This is a genomic window from Desulfobotulus alkaliphilus, assembly GCF_007830435.1.
GTDB classification, from domain to species: domain Bacteria; phylum Desulfobacterota; class Desulfobacteria; order Desulfobacterales; family ASO4-4; genus Desulfobotulus; species Desulfobotulus alkaliphilus.
On record NZ_VLLC01000001.1, the window covers coordinates 152,599 to 170,712 of the forward strand.

The 18,114-nt window shown below is 52.7% G+C and carries 11 protein-coding genes and 4 tRNA genes; 8 read left to right on the forward strand and 7 right to left on the reverse strand.

What is annotated here, in order from left to right; translation table 11 throughout:
* Positions 1 to 19: 19 nt before the first annotated feature.
* The 4 genes from hsdR to LZ24_RS00750 form a co-directional block, all read right to left on the reverse strand.
* Positions 20 to 3,526, reverse strand: a complete 3,507-nt coding sequence (hsdR, locus tag LZ24_RS00735; RefSeq protein ID WP_144681298.1) for a type I restriction-modification system endonuclease — start codon at positions 3,524 to 3,526, stop codon at positions 20 to 22.
* Between the two features lie 400 nt (positions 3,527 to 3,926).
* Positions 3,927 to 4,937 (reverse strand): hypothetical protein, encoded by a 1,011-nt coding sequence (locus LZ24_RS00740; protein WP_144681300.1) that lies wholly within the window; start codon positions 4,935 to 4,937, stop codon positions 3,927 to 3,929.
* 391 nt (positions 4,938 to 5,328) lie between these two features.
* Entirely contained in the window at positions 5,329 to 6,015 is a 687-nt protein-coding gene (locus LZ24_RS00745; protein ID WP_144681302.1) for a GNAT family N-acetyltransferase, read from the reverse strand.
* 20 nt (positions 6,016 to 6,035) lie between these two features.
* On the reverse strand, positions 6,036 to 7,931 hold the full coding sequence (locus LZ24_RS00750; RefSeq protein ID WP_186442845.1) for a peptidase U32 family protein: 1,896 nt from the start codon (positions 7,929 to 7,931) through the stop codon (positions 6,036 to 6,038).
* 247 nt (positions 7,932 to 8,178) lie between these two features.
* Here LZ24_RS00750 and LZ24_RS00755 point away from each other — a divergent pair.
* Both LZ24_RS00755 and glpK read left to right on the forward strand, forming a co-directional pair.
* A tRNA-Arg gene (locus LZ24_RS00755) sits at positions 8,179 to 8,254 on the forward strand.
* Positions 8,255 to 8,331: 77 nt separating this feature from the next.
* Positions 8,332 to 9,828 (forward strand): glycerol kinase GlpK, encoded by a 1,497-nt coding sequence (gene glpK / locus LZ24_RS00760; RefSeq protein ID WP_144681306.1) that lies wholly within the window; start codon positions 8,332 to 8,334, stop codon positions 9,826 to 9,828.
* 47 nt (positions 9,829 to 9,875) lie between these two features.
* Here the strand turns inward: glpK and LZ24_RS00765 are convergent.
* From LZ24_RS00765 to LZ24_RS00775, 3 genes are all read right to left on the reverse strand, one after another.
* Positions 9,876 to 9,950 (reverse strand) — tRNA-Gly (locus LZ24_RS00765).
* Positions 9,951 to 9,986: 36 nt separating this feature from the next.
* Positions 9,987 to 10,061 (reverse strand) — tRNA-Gly (locus tag LZ24_RS00770).
* A 40-nt stretch (positions 10,062 to 10,101) separates the two neighbouring features.
* Positions 10,102 to 10,178: transfer RNA gene (locus tag LZ24_RS00775), tRNA-Arg, on the reverse strand.
* Positions 10,179 to 10,557: 379 nt separating this feature from the next.
* Here LZ24_RS00775 and LZ24_RS00780 point away from each other — a divergent pair.
* The 6 genes from LZ24_RS00780 (at position 10,558) to LZ24_RS00805 (ending at position 18,036) form a co-directional block, all read left to right on the forward strand.
* The gene (locus LZ24_RS00780) at positions 10,558 to 11,496 is read left to right on the forward strand and encodes a sigma-70 family RNA polymerase sigma factor (protein ID WP_144681308.1); all 939 of its coding nucleotides are present in this window, start codon (positions 10,558 to 10,560) and stop codon (positions 11,494 to 11,496) included.
* A gap of 104 nt (positions 11,497 to 11,600) precedes the next feature.
* Complete coding sequence (locus LZ24_RS00785) at positions 11,601 to 13,583, forward strand: tetratricopeptide repeat protein (protein ID WP_186442846.1); 1,983 nt, start codon at positions 11,601 to 11,603, stop codon at positions 13,581 to 13,583.
* On the forward strand, positions 13,580 to 14,350 hold the full coding sequence (locus tag LZ24_RS00790; protein WP_144681313.1) for a hypothetical protein: 771 nt from the start codon (positions 13,580 to 13,582) through the stop codon (positions 14,348 to 14,350). The genes LZ24_RS00785 and LZ24_RS00790 overlap by 4 nt, the downstream gene beginning before the upstream one ends.
* 217 nt (positions 14,351 to 14,567) lie before the next feature.
* Positions 14,568 to 15,395: an Mrp/NBP35 family ATP-binding protein gene (locus tag LZ24_RS00795; protein ID WP_144681315.1), complete on the forward strand. Its 828-nt coding sequence runs from the start codon at positions 14,568 to 14,570 to the stop codon at positions 15,393 to 15,395.
* A gap of 149 nt (positions 15,396 to 15,544) precedes the next feature.
* Positions 15,545 to 15,844, forward strand: coding sequence for a transcriptional regulator (locus LZ24_RS00800; protein WP_144681317.1), 300 nt, complete (start codon positions 15,545 to 15,547; stop codon positions 15,842 to 15,844).
* Positions 15,841 to 18,036 carry a tetratricopeptide repeat protein gene (locus tag LZ24_RS00805; protein ID WP_144681319.1) on the forward strand — a complete coding sequence of 732 codons (2,196 nt, stop codon included), beginning with the start codon at positions 15,841 to 15,843 and terminating at the stop codon, positions 18,034 to 18,036. Before LZ24_RS00800 ends, LZ24_RS00805 begins: the two co-directional genes overlap by 4 nt.
* The last annotated feature ends 78 nt before the right edge of the window (positions 18,037 to 18,114 follow it).

Sequence of the window (18,114 nt, forward strand, 5' to 3'; positions counted from 1 at the left end):
TAGGAGAAGCCACAGACTTTCACCCCGCCTGCCAGAGTTCTTCGCTGAAGGTTTCCAGCACGGCATCCAGTCTGTTGTCCAGCACCTTATCGAAGCGCTTCACGCCGCCATGGGCGGCAAAGGCCCGGTTGATGAACCCGGCATCCACCACCACCTCATGGGTGAGCTGGGCGGCCAGCCGTTTCAGCCACTGCTTCTGTACGCCTGACCATTCATGCATGGCGAAGATACGCTGAAGGGCCTGATGCACACGGGTTTCAAAGGGCACAAGGGGTTCGCCAAGGGCGGCCTGACGAATGAAGCCGATGACGCTGGCCGCAATGTCCTCGTTGGTGCGGCTGGCCCAGGCCTTTCGCAGATGGGCTTCGGGGAAGCCTGCGGCATCAAGAAAAAGCCGGATTTCCCTGAGGGCGTCACGGGTCAGCTCCTTTGGCCGGTTGACAACGGCCATGAGGGCGGCATTGCGGTTCACCTCCTCCCGGATAAAGCGGGTGAAGGCATCGAGATAATCTTCCGGCCTGCCATGCTCTCCCCAGGTCTGGCTGCGCTCCAGAAGTTCGTCTGCGCCTTCATAGATAAGGGGCCTTGTATAGCTTCCTAAAATGGCCTGCACCTCCTCCACCTGCCTGAGAAAACCCGGCTGGCTGCGGATAAACTCCGAAGCCTTTTCCGGCCCCAGCTCCCTCAGAAAACGGGGCATTTCCTCCGTGGCGCATCCCCAGCTTTTTTCCAGATCCGCCAGCTTTTCCCGCATTTCAGGCTTGGTCTCGGCCTTTTTTTCCGCCTTGCGCATGACCCGCATGAGCTTCTGGCTGAGCTGATCCAGCACATCATGGGCATGGGTGGCGGGGCTGCCCTCCCTTTCTCCGGGCTGCCCAAGGGCCTCCTTCAGAGAGGCCGTATCCGTGATTTCATCCAGAAGCTGGGCGATGGTGATGCCGGGGTTTTTCACCAGAGGCTTCATGTCCGTGACCTTTTCCAGCGCCGCATAAATACCCACGGGATCATAGATACGGAAGATGGTTTTACCGATGGCATCACAGCGGCGGGTGGCCCGGCCCATCATCTGCTGATAAAGAATGCGGGAACGCACCCTGCGGAGAAAAACCAGATGGCAGATGGGCGGTACATCAATGCCCGTGGTGAGAAGATCTACAGTAATGGCCACAACGGGGTAGCGTTCATTTTTATAGAGGCGGATCACCTGATCCACCTTATCCGTACGGCCCGTGATGATGCGGACGCTGGCCTCGTTGTAATCGCCGTTGTACTTTTCAGAAAAAGCCTCATCCAGCAGACGTTTCACCATTTCCGCATGGTTCTGGGTGGCACAGAAGATCATGACCTTTTCATCGCCAAAGGGGTCCAGCTCTTTGGCCAGTTCCCCGCAGATCACCCGGTTAAAGCCTTCGGTGATGACCCTGCGATTGAAGGACTCCACATCAAAATCCAGCTCATCCTCCAGCTCCGCCAGCTCCACGGCCCCGGTTTTCATATCAATGGCCTGCACCTCGCCCTTGTCAAAATGGATGCCGTGGCGGGTGAGCATGGTTTCATAGCGGATGGGCGGCTCGTGATCGATGAGCCAGTCTTCGGCCACGGCCTCCCTGTAGGAATAGGTGAAAACGGGTCTGCCGAAAATCTCCGTGGTGTGCCGGGCCGGGGTGGCGGTGAGACCGATGCGCACGGCATCAAAATATTCCAGCACCCTGCGGTAGGCGGACTGATACTGGAAAGCGTCCCGGTGATGGAGCTCCCCTTCGTCCATCTCCTGATCCAGAACGTAGCCCCGGTGGGCCTCATCCACGATGATGCAGTCAAAGGTATCCACGGCAGGGGGTGTCTCCACCATGAAAATGCGGCGCACCATGGCCTGCACCGTGGCTACCTGAATGCGGGTTTCCGCCTCTTCTGCCATGTCCCCCATTTCCGCAATGTTGTACACCCTGGAAAGGGAAAGGTTCTGCTCCAGCGGGGCTTCCTTAAAGGCATCCATGGCCTGACTGCCAAGGGCCGTGCGATCCACCAGAAAGAGAATGCGGTGAAACCCCTCGGCCTTGAGAAGGCGGTACATCAGCCCGATGATGGTGCGGGTTTTACCCGTTCCCGTGGCCATGGCCACAAGGCAGCGCCGCTCTCCCCGGCCAAGGGCCTCTTCCACGGCGGTGATGGCCCGCTTCTGGTATTCCCTCAGCCGGAGATAGCCAAAGGGCTCCTTTTTTAAAAATTCCATGGACTCCCTGCGGCTTCGGGCCAGTATGTCCAGAAGACCTTCCGGGCTGTGGAAGTTTTCCAAGGCTCTGCGGATAAAAGAAGGACTGCGAAGATCCCTGAACCATGTGCCGGACTGTTCCGCCATCTGGGGCAGAAAAGGCCTGCCGTTGCAGGCATAGGCAAAGGGAATGCCGAAAAAATCCTGCTGACCGTCGGGCCAGGGGCCATTTTCCCAAGGGGGCTGCATGGATTCCGAAGGCCGAAAGGCTCTGGCATAGCGTTCCGCCTGGGGAATGGCTGATGCCACATTGATGTTTTCCCGCTTGGCTTCCACCACGGCAAGGGGGATAAGGCCCGCAAAAAGAATATAATCCGCCCGGTGTCCGCCCTTTAAAGGCCACTCCGCAATGGCAAGGTTTCTGCCCTTTTCAGGCCTTGCGCCAAGGGAACAGGTGAGGGACTGGGAATCCGCCTCCCAGCCTGATTCCCTAAGTCTGGCATCAATGAGGATGCGGGTCAGCTCCTCGTTCAGGGAAAGGTTTTCGGCCGCCTTCGCCGTGCGCTTGCGGATGTCCTTCAGGCCGGGGGTGTCCGCACCCTGTTTTTTCTGTTTTTCAAGCTCTTCCTGAAGATTTTTAATGCGGCTTTCAAAGGCCTCCCTTTCCTTTTCAAGCCTTTGCTCCTGCGTTTTCGCCCTTTCCTCAAAGCTTCGGGCTTCCGCATCCATCAGCTCCGCAAGGGCTTCATATTCCTCCTTCTCCCTTGCCATGAGCTCGGCAAGGGCACGGCTTTCCCCTTCCTTTTCAAAGGCATCCTTCAGGCTTGCCTTCAGCTGGGCCATTTCCTCCTGAAGCTTTCGCAGGGGCTGGCTGGGATCTTTGGGCGGAACAAAGGGGCCGGGCTTGAAATCCTTTGCATTTTTACCAAAGCTTCTGTGGAACCAGACCGCAAGGCTCCGGGCCAGCTTCAGGCCGTCCATGGCCTGTCTGTGGCAGGTACGGAAGGCATGGGTGGCCTTGTTGCCCTCGATGCGAAGGGTATGGAAGATCTCCCGGATCTGCGGATCAAGGCCCATGTCCTGCTGGAGCCTGTAAAGGAGGGTGGCCTGGGTGGTCTGGCTGTCAAAGGGAATGCCACAGCGGGTGGCAATGTCCTGGGCAAAGGCTTCGCCCAGCTGGCGGAGTTTGATGAGGGTGGTGTTGGGATCGCTGGCAAAGGCCTCTTCCGCGCGCAGGGCCAGTTCGGAAAAGATGGGATCATGGTTTTTCAGAAAATCAAAATTGCCCTTTGTTCCGGAATGATCTGTCTCCACGAAGCCTCCTTGTATTCAAAATCCATGAAGCATCTGCAAGAATCCTTTCTATAGCACAGTCAGCGGCCCATATAGTGGGGCACCCCTCATTTTTTTAAAATAAAATTTCTGATGATCAGGATCTTTACAATTTCTTATTACTACCCTGACTCAGCCACAGCTTGCTGGTCCGGTTGTTGTCAGGCCCATGGTGCGAGCTTTAATGATTTCAGGCTCCATGGATACGGACTGTCTTCCATGGGATGAACGCTAAGGTTTACCGCCAGCACTTCCATGCGGTTGCTTACGAATCGCTGCATTCAGGCCCTTTCCTGCTCTCTCCGCCTCCCATAGGGCATTCATCGGTCAGACCAAAGCTGCCACCATCACACAAGGACCTGAGTCTGCATAAACCAGGGTATCACGGACAATTTTCCAGTTCCTCATATACCCCCCTCTGAACATTGAAGGCATAGGCTTGCCCTGCCATTTTCTCCATGGAATCGAGAACAAAATCCTTCTCAAGGAAAGCATCCTGCCTGTATCCGGCCCTTCTGATATGACATTCCAGAAGCCCCGTTATGTCCATCCCCCATAAGACCTTCTGATCCGTATCTTCACCATTTTTGATACCATGACTGCCATTGGCTGTAGCGACTGGCCGGGGTTCCAGAAAACTTATAAAATTCACATACGGCCCCATGCCCGGACCATAAATCAGTATGGCAAGAATATCGCCCTTTCTGAAAAGAAGAAAAACCCCATTTTTTTTTGCAAGCTCGCTGTCCTCTGCCCTGCCCCAGTATGAAAAACCAATGGCTTCAAGCTCAGCGAACTCTATCTTCAGCCCTTTAAGCACCTCTTCATCCGGCAAAGAATCCTCCTTAAACGGAAGCCTGAAAACCGGAGGAGGCTGAACTGTATCAAACTTTTTTATCCCCAGATATTTACACAGCGAGAGAACAAGGAAAGGCATCAGAGAATGTGCGCTAAGATCCCATAGTTCTTTCAGGGGCAAACGACCAAGCCTCAGACGAAAGGCCTTCACTCTTTTGCCTTCTGCTCCATGCCGTTCCCCCACAGCCTGCATCCACTCCCACTGATCCCTTATGGTACCAAGGGAAATATCAGGGGAAAGCTTCTCATCCGTGTAACGGGCCTCTTCCCCCAGCGTTGCGGGATCCAGATCTTCCAGGGCATCAAGAAGCTGTTCATATTCCTCCTCCGATATGGAAAAGGGTTCCCAGCTTGCTCCGGGTCCCATGCCACCATCCCCGCCGCCGGAAAGAAAAATCTCGTTGAGAACAAAAAAATCAGGAAAAATACCCAAATGTCCCAGATAGGGAATGTCATAGACAAAAACCGGAAGCGCAGCCTCCCTTGCTTCTGGCTCGCCATGAAATTCATGGCGCAGATATTTAACTACCTTCACTTCCCCTCCTTTTTTTAATAATATGCTTTCAGGGCTTGCCTTCACAATCTAAACAAAATCAATATCTTATAAAGCTGGTTAATACCAAGCTTCCCATCCTGATTCCGTGAATCCCGCACCCCGTAAAAAGGGGGCAAAGGAGGAAGGAGGGTAACCCGGCTGTCAAAGGGGATGTCACAGAGGCTGGTACAGAAAGAAGGCAATCATGGGAAAAGCGCCAGAAAAAACATAACACGGTCTGAAAGGAAGCAAGAAAGCAATGAGTATGAGCAAAACCCTGAAAAAAGAAATACCAGCCATTCTCACCTCTTAATGCCCGCATAATAAGACTCTTTCATGCCTACAGCAATCAAGGAGAGTTACCAATCCATTATGCGCCGCCGGTCCTGGGTCACGGCCTTTGATGCAAGCCTTTGCAAAAATATTTTACCATGAGGCAGATATCCACGTCACAGCCTTCAAAGGGTGCTTCACCATTCAGAAGAAAATCCTTAACTGCTATCGTCTTAAGCTGTTCAAAGCCACATTTTTCGTGCAGCTTTCGGGAACCAACGCCCGTACATTCCGAAAAGACATAGTGAAAGCCAGCATTACAGGCAGCCGCAAGCGCAGTCTGCATAAGACGCATCGCAATACCTCTGCCTTCATACTCCGGTGCAACTCCAACCGCAGTGAGGTGCAGGCCTGCCCCTTTCCCGGTTCCTCCCATCTCGTGCAACGGAAAGAGAAGCTCTTCATGCAGAGCAGAAACAGCCAAAATCCTCTCGGCTTCATCCCCGGTCAGATTTTCCGGCTTTTGCTGCAGGCCTGCAGCAAAAGCCGGATCTTCACAGAGGATAAAACCTGCGGCCCTTCCCCCCTCTGCCGGAATCCTTGCAATCCAGCAGAACGCCTGAGAAAGGGAACTCTCACCACCATATACCGTCTTTGCAATGGAAAACAGACGTTCCCTGCTGAAACCAATACATTTTGTCAGTGGTTCCCGGTTATAGAAAAAATCAAGGTAGAGATGCAGCAGCTCATCTGTTTCCTGACCGGAAACCCGCTCTGTCAGAACCGTATCATATTTTCTGTCCATCTCTTTCTCTCCCCCTTTTTTCAATCTTGAACAGCATTTTCCGAAACAACGTGCATGCAGCAGGCAGCACAGTCAAAAACCAGAGTAAAAGAAACCCTGTTTCCCTTCAGATGCCAGCTTCCTCCGCCGTCTGCCCCATGCCAGCGGGGGCAGGCCCCAAAGGCATAGCGCAGGCAGTGATGGGTGGTCATGACCCTTGTTCCGGGAGGCAGTCCTTCTTTTTCAAAGGCCATGGCCTGAACAATGCTGCCATGCTTTTCATAAAAGGCCCTTGCCATGGCATTGCTGACATTAAAGGAAGCATCAGGGGAGCTTTCTGGATAGCTCAGTGTTTCAAAGCCCTCTGCGGCCGGCTTTCTTCGGGGTCTTTCATATTTTTCAAGACGCAGGGCCGCAAGCTTTTCTGCCGCTTCCCGTCGCAGGGCATTGAGGGCCGAAGCCCTGAAAAACCAGGGGCCTGTCTCCACAAGGACGTCCTTTGCCTCAAAGGCCGTGTCTCCCAGTTTTTCCAGCTGCCGCCTCACGGTTTCCTGAGCGGCTGCAGGGTTCTTTGCGGGTTCACGGTCAAAGCCTGAACAAACCTCCACACACAGCCCTGTGGCAGAATCTCCCATTTCAAGGACAAAATCCTTCTCCCCTTCCCTGAAAACAAGGGTTACGGCAAGCTTTCTGGATGCGCTTTTTTCGGACTCCAGCATCCGCCTGAAACGGATATCCCCATTTCTGTATAAAACGGACCCGGCCACATCGGAAACCTTGAGACCCTTGAGGGCGTCCGGTGCAGGCCATACCCTTTTCCCTTCCGCACGGTTTATATGGAAACCCCGCATCCGGCCTGCGCTATCCAGAAAACAAAGTCCGTCTCCGGAAGCAAGATCCGCTGCCCCTTCCAGAAAAAGAATGCCCCCCTCAAGGCTCTGAATACGGCAAAGCTTTTCACCCATGGCTTTTGGCGTATCCATCTGCCAGATTTTTTGCCGCCTGCCGTAAAGAAAATAATCCGTGCCGCCCCGGCGAAAGGTCTTTGCCGGGTCCGGGCTAAAGGTAAAGGAAGAATCTCCGTGGGAAGCCCGCTCTCCCCTGCCCCAGATTTCCATGGCCGCATCCAGCTTTTTTCTGTAAAAGGCCGTCACGTTTTTCACGTAGGAAATATCCTTGAGGCGTCCTTCGATCTTGAATGAACTCACCCCTGCCTCCAGCATGGAAAGAAGGCCCTCCGAACGGTCCATGTCCTTCAGAGAAAGCAGATGCTTTCCGCCGCTGATACCCTTTCCCTTTTCGTCCATAAGGTCCCATGGCAGACGGCAGGGCTGGCCGCAGACACCCCGGTTGGCACTTCTGCCTCCCATGGCAAGACTCATCCAGCAACGGCCCGAATGACTGACACACAAAGCACCATGCACAAAGGCCTCAAGGTCAAGGTTCGTTTTTTTACGGATGCGCCCTATGGCTTCAAGGTCCAGCTCCCTTGCCAGAACGACACGGGAGACGCCCGCTGCTTCCAGAAAAGCAATGTGCTCCGGTGTCATGTTATGCATCTGGGTGCTGGCATGGAGGGCCATGGGGGGAAGATCCATTTCAAAAAAAGCCATATCCTGAAAAATAACGGCATCCACCCCCGCATTCCAGGCTTCATGGATCAGGGTTTTCGCATTTTTAAGCTCATGGTCGTATAAAAGCGTGTTCAGGGCCAGATAAACCTTTGCATGGAAACCATGGGCAAAACGGCAGAGGCTTTCAATGTCTGCCATGGTATTTCCTGCGGCGGCTCTGGCACTGAAACGGTCCGCACCGATATATACGGCATCCGCACCATGGCTGATGGCGGCCCTGCCCCCTGCCAGATCCTTTGCCGGGGCCAGAAGCTCAATGGCTGCCTTTTTTATAAAGGGGGCACCTTTTTGTACTATGGTCATGGTTGTCCTCCATGGTTGTGGTTGCCCACCCGAGGCTGGCATGAAGCCTGCCATATTTAAAAACCCTAAGACTTTAAAGACCCTAAAGACCTTAAACACAGCCAAACCTGCTGCATTCAACAAGATTAAGCACCTTAAAGACCTTAAAAAAACTAAAATCCAACCTTTTTCCTTTTACCCCACCCCTGCCCTTTTACATAAAATACCTTGACAGGAAAACGCCTTTCTTCTAATCATTCTTTTTGTTGCGCCCGTGGCCCAGTGGATAAGGCGTCGGCCTCCGGAGCCGAAGATCGCACGTTCGAGTCGTGCCGGGCGCGCCACAAATAAAACATTAAAGCTCCGGATTCTGTCCGGGGCTTTTTTTATTCCCCACAGCCCGTCTCCCCATGGAGCCACCATGCCTGCAGACCACATCCTTGCCATTGATCAGGGTACCACCAGCTCCAGAGCCCTTCTGTTCAACAGGGAAAACGAAATCCTGCACATCACCCAGAAGGAATTCACCCAGTATTTTCCCGAGCCCGGATGGGTGGAACAGGATGCCATGGAAATATGGTCTTCCGTTCAGGCCGTTGTGGCCGAAATGCTGGGTAAACCGGGGGTCAGCGGTGCCTCCATTGCAGGCATCGGCATTGCCAATCAGCGGGAAACCACGGTGATCTGGGACAGAAACACCCAGAGGCCCATATACAATGCCATTGTCTGGCAGTCCCGCCAGAGTGCGGCAATCTGCGAAGAACTCAAGGCAAGGGGCCATGAATCCCTTTTCAGGGAGCGCACGGGCCTGCTGCTGGACCCCTACTTTTCCGGAACCAAGGTGAAATGGATTCTCGACCATGTTCCCGGTGCAAGGGAAAAGGCCCGCAGGGGGGATCTCCTCTTTGGCACCATAGATACATGGCTGATCTGGAAGCTCACCGGCGGCAAAGTCCATGTGACAGACCTTTCCAATGCCTCCCGTACCCTTTTGTGCAATATCCGTGAAAAAAAATGGGACAGGGATCTTCTGGACATCCTCGATATTCCTTCATCCATGCTGCCCAAAATCGTTCCCTCCTCGGGGGTCTGCGGCCATACCCTGCCGGAAACCTTCTTCGGCCACATGCTGCCCATTGCGGGCATGGCAGGGGATCAGCAGGCGGCCCTTTTCGGTCAGGGTTGCCATGCACCGGGCATGGCCAAAAACACCTACGGCACCGGCTGTTTCATGCTCATGAACACAGGGGAAAAAGCCGTGGAAAGCACAAGCGGGCTTCTCACCACCATTGCCTGGGAAATCAGCGGCAGGGTACAGTATGCCCTTGAAGGTTCTGTTTTTGTGGCAGGTTCTGCCATTCAATGGCTGAGGGACGGCCTGCGCATGTTCAGAAATGCCCCGGATTCCGAAAACTACGCCAGAAAGGTCAAGGATACGGCGGGCGTTTATGTGGTCCCTGCCTTTGTGGGACTGGGAACGCCCCACTGGGATGCCAAAGCAAGGGGTGCTGTTTTTGGCCTCACACGGGGATGCAGCAAGGAGCATTTTATCCGGGCGACCCTGGAGTCCCTTGCCTACCAGAGCCGGGATGTGCTTCTTGCCATGGAAAAGGATGCGGGTATCTCCATCCCTGTACTGAAGGTGGATGGCGGGGCTGCGGAAAACAGCTTTCTCATGCAGTTTCAAAGTGATATTTTAGGCATCTGTGTGGAAAGACCAGCCTGCATAGAAACAACGGCCATGGGGGCTGCCCATCTGGCGGGCCTTGCTCTGGGATTCTGGAAAAATCCTGAAGACATTCACGAACAGGGAAAACGCCAGACCTTCCTGCCACAGATGACAGAAGAAGACGCAGCCAGACGCTGCAGGGAGTGGGAAAAGGCCGTGCAGGCGGCCCGAATTTTCAGGCAGGACTAAAGCATAAAAAAAGACCACCCCTTTGGGATGGCCCTTCATCGTCATAATGGAGCGGGAAACGGGATTTGAACCCGCGACTTCAACCTTGGCAAGGTTGCACTCTACCACTGAGTTATTCCCGCATAAGGGGGGGTAAAACAAAAAACAATTAAAATTAATGGAGCGGGAAACGGGATTTGAACCCGCGACTTCAACCTTGGCAAGGTTGCACTCTACCACTGAGTTATTCCCGCCCATTTCAAAGGCTTTCAGAAGCTTCCTTTAAAAGGCGCTTGGCGCGCCAGGGAAGATTCGAACTCCCGGCCTACGGATTAGAAGTCCGTTGCTCTATCCAGCTGAGCTACTGGCGCTTAACGAAGAGACCTTTTAGCAGAGGGTTTCCCCCTTGTCCAGCAAAAAGCAACCTGAAATCCATTTTTTTATTATAAACATGCCAGAGCAGGGGCCGGATACATTTCCTGCATACCAGAGCCATCATGGTGACAGGCAAACAGATGATCCTTACCGGCCATAATTTTTTTTTCACAAAAAAAAGAACGGGGACAAAAAAAACAGGAGGATGATCCATGAAAATACCCTGCAAGGTTTACATCTTTATTCAGGCATGGGATGATGTCCTTTCCGGGAAAGCACGAGGCTTTTACCCCTCTGTATAAACCTGGATGACAGGCATCCCGGCAGCCCCGGAACGCATCAGAAAAGCTTAACCGACCATCTGGAAGTGCCACAATGACAGAAGAAAAAAAAACACAGAAAAACACTGTAAAAAAGAACCTTCCCGTTCCAAGGCAGGAAACAACCAAAGCCCTTGCCAAAATAGATCCTCTCCAGAGTTATCTTTCTGAAATCAGCCGCTACAAACTGCTGACCAGAGAAGAGGAGGTTGAGCTGGGGCGCAGGGTGCAGGAAGACAATGACCCGGAGGCCGCCTACATGCTCACAACGGCCAACCTGAGGCTTGTGGTTAAAATCGCCATGGAATTCCAGCGGGTATGGATGCAGAACCTGCTGGATCTGATTCAGGAAGGCAATATCGGCCTGATGCAGGCGGTACGTAAATTTGATCCTTACAAGGGCGTCAAGTTTTCCTATTATGCCTCCTTCTGGATCAAGGCCTATATTCTCAAATTCATCATGGACAACTGGCGACTCGTCAAAATCGGCACGACCCAGGGCCAGCGCAAGCTTTTTTTCAAGCTGAAAAAAGAAAAACAGAATCTCATTGATCAGGGCTTTGACCCCAAACCCAAACTGCTGGCGGAACGACTGGGAGTTTCCCAGAAGGAAGTCATTGACATGGATCAGCGTCTGGACTCCTGGGATCTCTCACTGGATGCTCCGGTACGGGAAGACTCGGAAACGGACCGCATGTCCTTTCTCGGTTCCGATGCTGTTTCCGCAGAAGATGAGGTCGCACGCAAACAGATAGAAAACATGCTCCATGAAAAAATCGCCTCCTTCACCTCCCAGCTGAACAAAAGGGAGCTGGAAATTTTTGAAAAACGCATTTTTTCCGATGAACCGGTCACCCTTCAGGAAATAGGTGAAACCTATGGGATTTCAAGGGAAAGGGTCAGGCAGATTGAAACCGGCATCATTAAAAAAATGCAGAGCTATTTCCAGAAAGAACTTCCTGATTTTGACATCTACACATCGGATCTTTCCTGAGATCCGACGGATTTCAGGAAGGGGAAAACAAGATCTGTATCAAGAGAAACTAACGGCAGATCCCACACAATCAACACCGAACTTCCATGAAGGCAAAGTGCTGTATGCAGACTCCATCGCCCCCTCCGGTCTTTCATCTGCAAACAAAAGGTTTCACTGAAGGTGTCCTTTACCTTTTTTTCATCGTTCTTCTCCTCTTTTCCCTGTCCGCATGCGCCCTAAGATCTCCCGGTCAGCAGAAGCCTGAGCCTCCTGCACCTGTCTCAGAAAATGAGTCGGTCGTCATCCTCCTTCCTGCGCCCCGGGCATCGGAATCTCCCTACTATTACTACACGGAAGCACAGATCCGCCTGAACCGCAACCGCCCCCTGGAAGCCATCGGATTTCTCAGGCAGGCAGCGGCTCTGGACCCACAATCCGCCTTTCTCCAGCAGGAACTGGCTGCCATCCTTGTACGCACAGGTCAGCCCCAGGCGGCCCTGCAGGCCATCAGAAAATCTCTGGAGCTGGATCCTGAGGATCCGGAAACCCTCATTGTCTTTGCGGGCATACAGCAGATGCTGGAACAGGATATCAAGGAACTCATTCCCATCTATGAAAAGGTCATCGCCCTTGATCCGGACAGGGAGCGCATTTATCTGATTCTGGGTAATCTTTATCTGGCACAGAAGAAAACGGCAAAGGCCGAAGCCGTTTACAGAGATCTCATTGCCCGGCATCCGGAAAATTATGCAGGATATTATTATCTGGGTCAGCTCCTTGCCCTTCTGGAAAGGCCAGATGAGGCCCTTGAAAACTTTGATATTGTCATTGAAAAAGCCCCGTATCTTCTGGAACCCTATCTGGAACGCATCAATATTCTGAGCCAGCGCCTTACCCGTTCCCTTACCGTAGAAATCAGGAAGGGAGATACTCTGGATGCCCTTCTGGTCCGTCATTCCGGCAGACCGACACCTGCCCTCCGCAGACAGGTCATGGCCCTCAATCCCCAGCTTGTGGATATGGATCATCTGGAAAAGGGAAAAAAAATTCTTCTGCCCCCAAGAAAAAACAATCCCGAGGTTGCGGCCATTCAGCAGGCCTATACGAATCTTCTGACGATGAACCCGGAATCCGTTGAAATACGAATGGACCATGCCCTCTTTCTTTATCAGACCGGCAGGGAGGATGCGGCCATGGAGGCCATGGCACTCCTTAATCAGGAAGAGACACGGGAAGAGGTGATCAGAAGAATTTTTTCCGTTTTTGTGGAAAACAAACGATATAGCGATGCCATTTTTCTTCTGGAAGGACTCCGCAGTCAGGACATGGAAAACGGAGAAATCCGCTATGCGCTGGGTCTTGTCCATGAAGAAACGGGAAAACGGGAAAAGGCCCGCAGCTTTTATGCTTCCATTGATCCAGCCGATCCCGTTTTCCGTAAAGCGGTCATTCACCTTGCCTACATTGACAGTCAGAGCGGAAACATAGACAAAGGCATTGAGATCCTAGAAAAAGCCCACGTCACCAATCCCTATGATGCCACCCTTCGGCTCTACCTTGGCGCTTTTTATGAAGAAGCGGACCGCCTTGAAGATGCGGCGGATATTTTCAGAGACAGCCTTGAAAAAGACCCGGAAGATCACCATGTCCGCTACAGGCTGGGCATTGTTCTGGACAGGATGGATAAAAAAGAGGCGGCCATGGAACAGATGGCCATCCTGATCGACCAGAACCCGGACCATGCCAATGCCCTGAACTATCTGGGCTATACCCTGACCGAGATGGAAATCCGTCTGGATGAAGCAGAAGCCATGATCCGCAGGGCCATGGAGCTGAAACCCGGTGACGGCTACATCACAGACAGCATGGGATGGGTTTACTTTAAACAGGGAAAGCCGGAAAAGGCCCTTCCCTACCTCGAAAAAGCCGCCCGCCTCCTTCCGGAAGATCCGGTGATTCTGGATCATCTGGGCGACGCCTACCGCAGCCTCGGAAAAAGAAAAGCCGCTGTGGAAGCCTATAAAAAATCCCTGCAGTTTAAGGAGGCCCCAGAAGTTCGGGAAAAACTGGAAGCCCTTTCCCTTGAAATTGAGGCGCTTCCATGAAAAACCCTGACCTGCCTGCCCCTGCGGGATATCGCAGCATCCGCACCCTTGCGGCACTGCTTTTCTTCCTCAGCCTTGCAGCCTGCGCCCTGCACCGACCTGCACCCATGGCTCCGGAAAATTTTCCGGAGATACTTAAAATACACAGGGAAATTCCCGCAGACTTCAAGGGCAGGGCCATACTCACCCTGCCGGACTCCCTGCCACCGGGGGGCAGCCTGCAACTGGCCTATGCCGTGTCCCGGCACAAGGGACTCCGTATGGCCGTACTGACACCCATGGGGGCACCTTTTCTGGAAATGGCCGCAGCTCCCGGACATGTGCATATACGGGATATGGATTCCGGGAAACTGCAGAGAGCAAACTCCCTTGGGGCCCTCACCCGCAGGTTAATGGGTATCCATTTGGATATGAACGAACTTTCCCTTCTGCTGGCCGGAGAAATTCCTTTCCCTGAGTGGACAGAGGTGGTTTCAGATGGACCTTCCACCTTTCTTCTGATGCATGGCCGCCGTGCAGAAGCCCGCCTTCTGCTGGATGCCCGCGGGGATCTCCTGAGACTGGACCGGCTGCACAGAAACAAAGTGATCTACACCCTCACCTCCCTGCATCCCAAACCCCGCATCTGGCAGATCGAAAGCAGCGAGCACAGCCTGCGTCTGCGCATCCGCCATGTTGAACCCGCATCCCAGATGGACAGCTCCCTTTTCCGCCTCAGTCTTTTGTCCCCTTCATCTCTCCAAAATTTTCAGCAAGCAGACTTGTGAGCATTGTCTCAAAATTATTCTATTGACGCTTTGCATGGGAGGCAATAAAACCTTTTCTGCCATAGCAGATGCAGATGGCCGGAGAAGACGAAAATACAGCCACAGTGCCGCTCCGGGCTCCCATGCCAGGCACTGGGGCCACAAGGAAACACTACTGGATTTCTCAGTTAAGCCTGACAGATACACCTAGAATACAAGGAACACAGGAGGAAGAACCATGATTCATGAAAAAATGCCTGATCAGAAAAAAAAGAATCCCGCCGAAGAAAAAGATGCCATGATGAAAGCATCCCTTGGCAGAATCCGCCATAAGCTTCTGGTCATGAGTGGTAAGGGCGGTGTGGGCAAAAGCTCCGTTGCCACCAACCTCGCCGTGGCCCTTGCGGAAAAGGGTTTTAAGACCGGCCTGATGGATGTGGATCTCCACGGCCCCAGCATTGCCCAGATGATGGGGCTTTCCGGTCTTCTGGATGTTTCCGGAGCCAAACAGCTTATCCCTGCAAACGGTGGCAAAAATCTCGGTGTCATTTCCATGCAATCCCTGATGCAGGACAGGGATCAGGCTGTGATCTGGCGGGGACCTGCCAAATCCGGCATGATTCAGCAGTTCATCACTTCCGTGGAATGGGGGGATCTGGATTTTCTGATCATTGATGCCCCTCCGGGCACAGGGGATGAACCCCTGACCGTGGTACAGAGTGTGCCCGATGCCAAAGCCATTGTTGTGACAACACCCCAGGAAGTGGCCCTTGCAGACGTGCGCAAATCCATTAACTTCTGCAAAACCGTGAATCTGAAAATTGCAGGCCTTGTGGAAAACATGGGCCCCTTTGACTGCCCCCACTGCAATGAGCGCATTGCCCTGTTCAAAACCGGTGGCGGAGAAAGTACGGCAAAGGCAACGGGTATTGCTTTTCTTGGCACCCTGCCCTACGATGCAAAGGTTGTGGATGCCTGTGATGAAGGCAATCCCATTGCACGCAAAGATTCCGGTTTCACAAGGGATCTGCAGCAGGTCATCCAGAAGCTGATGGAACAGCTTTGAACCCATGCGGGTCGTCCTTCGGGCGGCCCGCTTGCAGGGTGAAGGGAATCATATCCTTTCATCCCCACCTGAAACCAGAAAACCATATTCTGGTCTTCACAGACCTCTTGCCGTGGATGAATGCTCAAAAAAAGGCAGGTGCCAGACATATGGAAACCCCCAGACAGAAAATCCGCACCCTCCTGCTCACGCAGCCCCATAATCTTAGGGATCTTTCCCTTGAACTCAGACTGCCGGAAAAAGAGATTCTCAAAGAACTGCCCCATGTGGAAAAAAGCCTGAAACCTCTGAAACTGAAACTCCGCCAGATCCCTGCCCGGTGTCAGGGATGCGGATACACCTTTGCGGACAGAAAACGCTTCTCAAAGCCCGGTAAATGCCCGGACTGCCGGGAAACCTTTATAGAATCGGCTTTTTTCTATATTGACCCAAAGGGAAAAACACCATGAAGCACCTGAATTTTTCCTTTCTCATGGCAGGCCTTGTGCTGTTTTGCTCCTGTTCCCACAGCTCCCTGTCCCATAAAAATTTATGTCCGGACCGCCTTGCCCTGGACAATCTCCATCCCATGCCCGCAGACCTTCCCCTGCATCCCGATGATATTCCCGGCAATGACAATGCCGCAAGGGCAGCCCTTTTCCATATTTCCGATGCCTCGCCCGCAAGCTATGCCTGGCGCATCCTTTACATGATGCAAGACTTTGAACAGCACCCCCTTTACAATGAACTGCTCGCCCGCCTCATGCTCAGCCGGGATGAGACAGAAGCGGCCCTGCATGTGGCCGATACCCGTCTGGACATGGAAGCCAGATTCCGGATTTACAGAGCCTGCCACAGCTATTTCCTTGATATCGGCCAGGAAAAACATGCACAGGCCCTTTTCGTCCGCCTGAAAAAAAGCTTCCCTCATAAAGAAAGAAAGGACGTTTCCTTTACCCTTCACATGATGGATTTTTACCGGCTTCAGGGCCAGTACAAAGCGGCTGTGAAATATTTCAAAAGGGCGGAACAACAACTGCAGCAGGGAATCATGCCGGATAAAAACCAGCAGGATATTTTTCATAATCTCCGGCAGACAGCCCTCATGGCCATAGAGGAACAGGATCCTGAAACAGCCCTGCGCATCGTCGCTGCCATGGAAGCCATGGTGGATTTTCTGCCTGTTTCCAGAAACCTGCCCGAAACAGGGTATGCTGAGGACATGGGTCATACCGTTCTTATAACCGGCACCGAGTGGTTCCAGCCCGGCGCAGCCCAGTCCATTGCAAAAATCTATCTTCTCCGGACTTATGCTGAAATGGGAGAAAAAAATCAGGTTTTAAGACTGTATCATCTGCTGATGGAAGAATGGCATGAAGCGCTCAAGGCCATATATTCGGGAAAAAGTTTTGAAGCCCGCCTCCCCTCCCTTGCCGAGGCCCTTTATGCGGCTGGCCTTCAGGAGGAAGCCCTTAACCTGATCAACCAGATCCCAAAAACTTTCCCCTTTGCCATCCATCCGGATACGAGACTCAATCCTGAAACACAGGTTCTTTTACAATCCGATCTCCGCCGCTACAATTTCCAGCGCCCCGGAAGAATTCAGCGCAACATTGCCCTGCGCATGGCCGCCCTTATGGGCCCGGAAAAAGATGAAGAACAGACCCTTGCGTGGATAAAAACCAGCACAGCCCCCTCCTGGTACAGGGACCTTCTTATCCGCGCCACAGAAACCCGTCTGGAGGCAGGGAGAAATGCAGAACTGCTGCTGTCCCGGCTGGATGAAATTCAAAAAAAAACCGCGTATAAAGACCCCGCTTCCCTTGAAAACCGGCGTATCATCAGGGCCCTTCTTCTGGCTGGCAGACAGGCAGAAGCCCGAACAGAACTGAAGAAAGAAGTGGAAAAAATAAAAAGGGGCCTCTATGGCAGTGATCAGGCAAGGCAGCTCGCTGCCCTTGCAAGGGTTTTTGTTGAAAGGGATTCGGTCACCGCAGAAAAAGTCCTTCTGAAAGCCCTTCGTTTCCATGAGGATACAGAAGCAGCGCCCCGAAAAGCAGACAGCAGCATCCAGCTGATGGCAACGGTTGCACGACGACTGGACAATTGTGAAATCAAGCATACAGTTCTGGAACTTCACAGAATCAACCTGTTAGAAAATGTATCCACACATGCTGCAGGACTTGGCAGGGACCGGCATCTGGAAAAACGTTTTGCCTCCCTTTTACAGGTCATCCGCACACGACTTCTCTTTAATGTACGTGACAATCTCACCCGTTCTTTGTTATGGGAATGCGAAGAACTGATTGCCCATGTGGAAAACCCGGACCTTGCGTATCAGTTAAGATTTCGAACTGCGGAATTGTGGTGCTCCGGCGGATGGTTCCGGGATGCCTACAGAACCATGGAAGGCGTTCCTGTCAGCGAAGAAATCTTTCCCTTTCTGATCACCCGTATCCGCCAGAATATTCTCGGATACAGCGCATTTTCAGGCAATCAGACCGCACGTTTTGACACCGATGCCGATGGAAGGCCGGATTTCTTTTCGCCGCTGGCATCAGAGGATGCCATAAAGGCCACGGGACTCACAATGGATACGGATATGGACGGCGACGGTATTCCGGATACCGAAGATCTGCGTCCCTGGTTTCCCGATTCCTGACAAAGAGGCTTTTTTTCATACGTTAAGCCTTGACCGGAGCCCTGTTTTTATCATTTGACAATTTTATGCATTGCAACT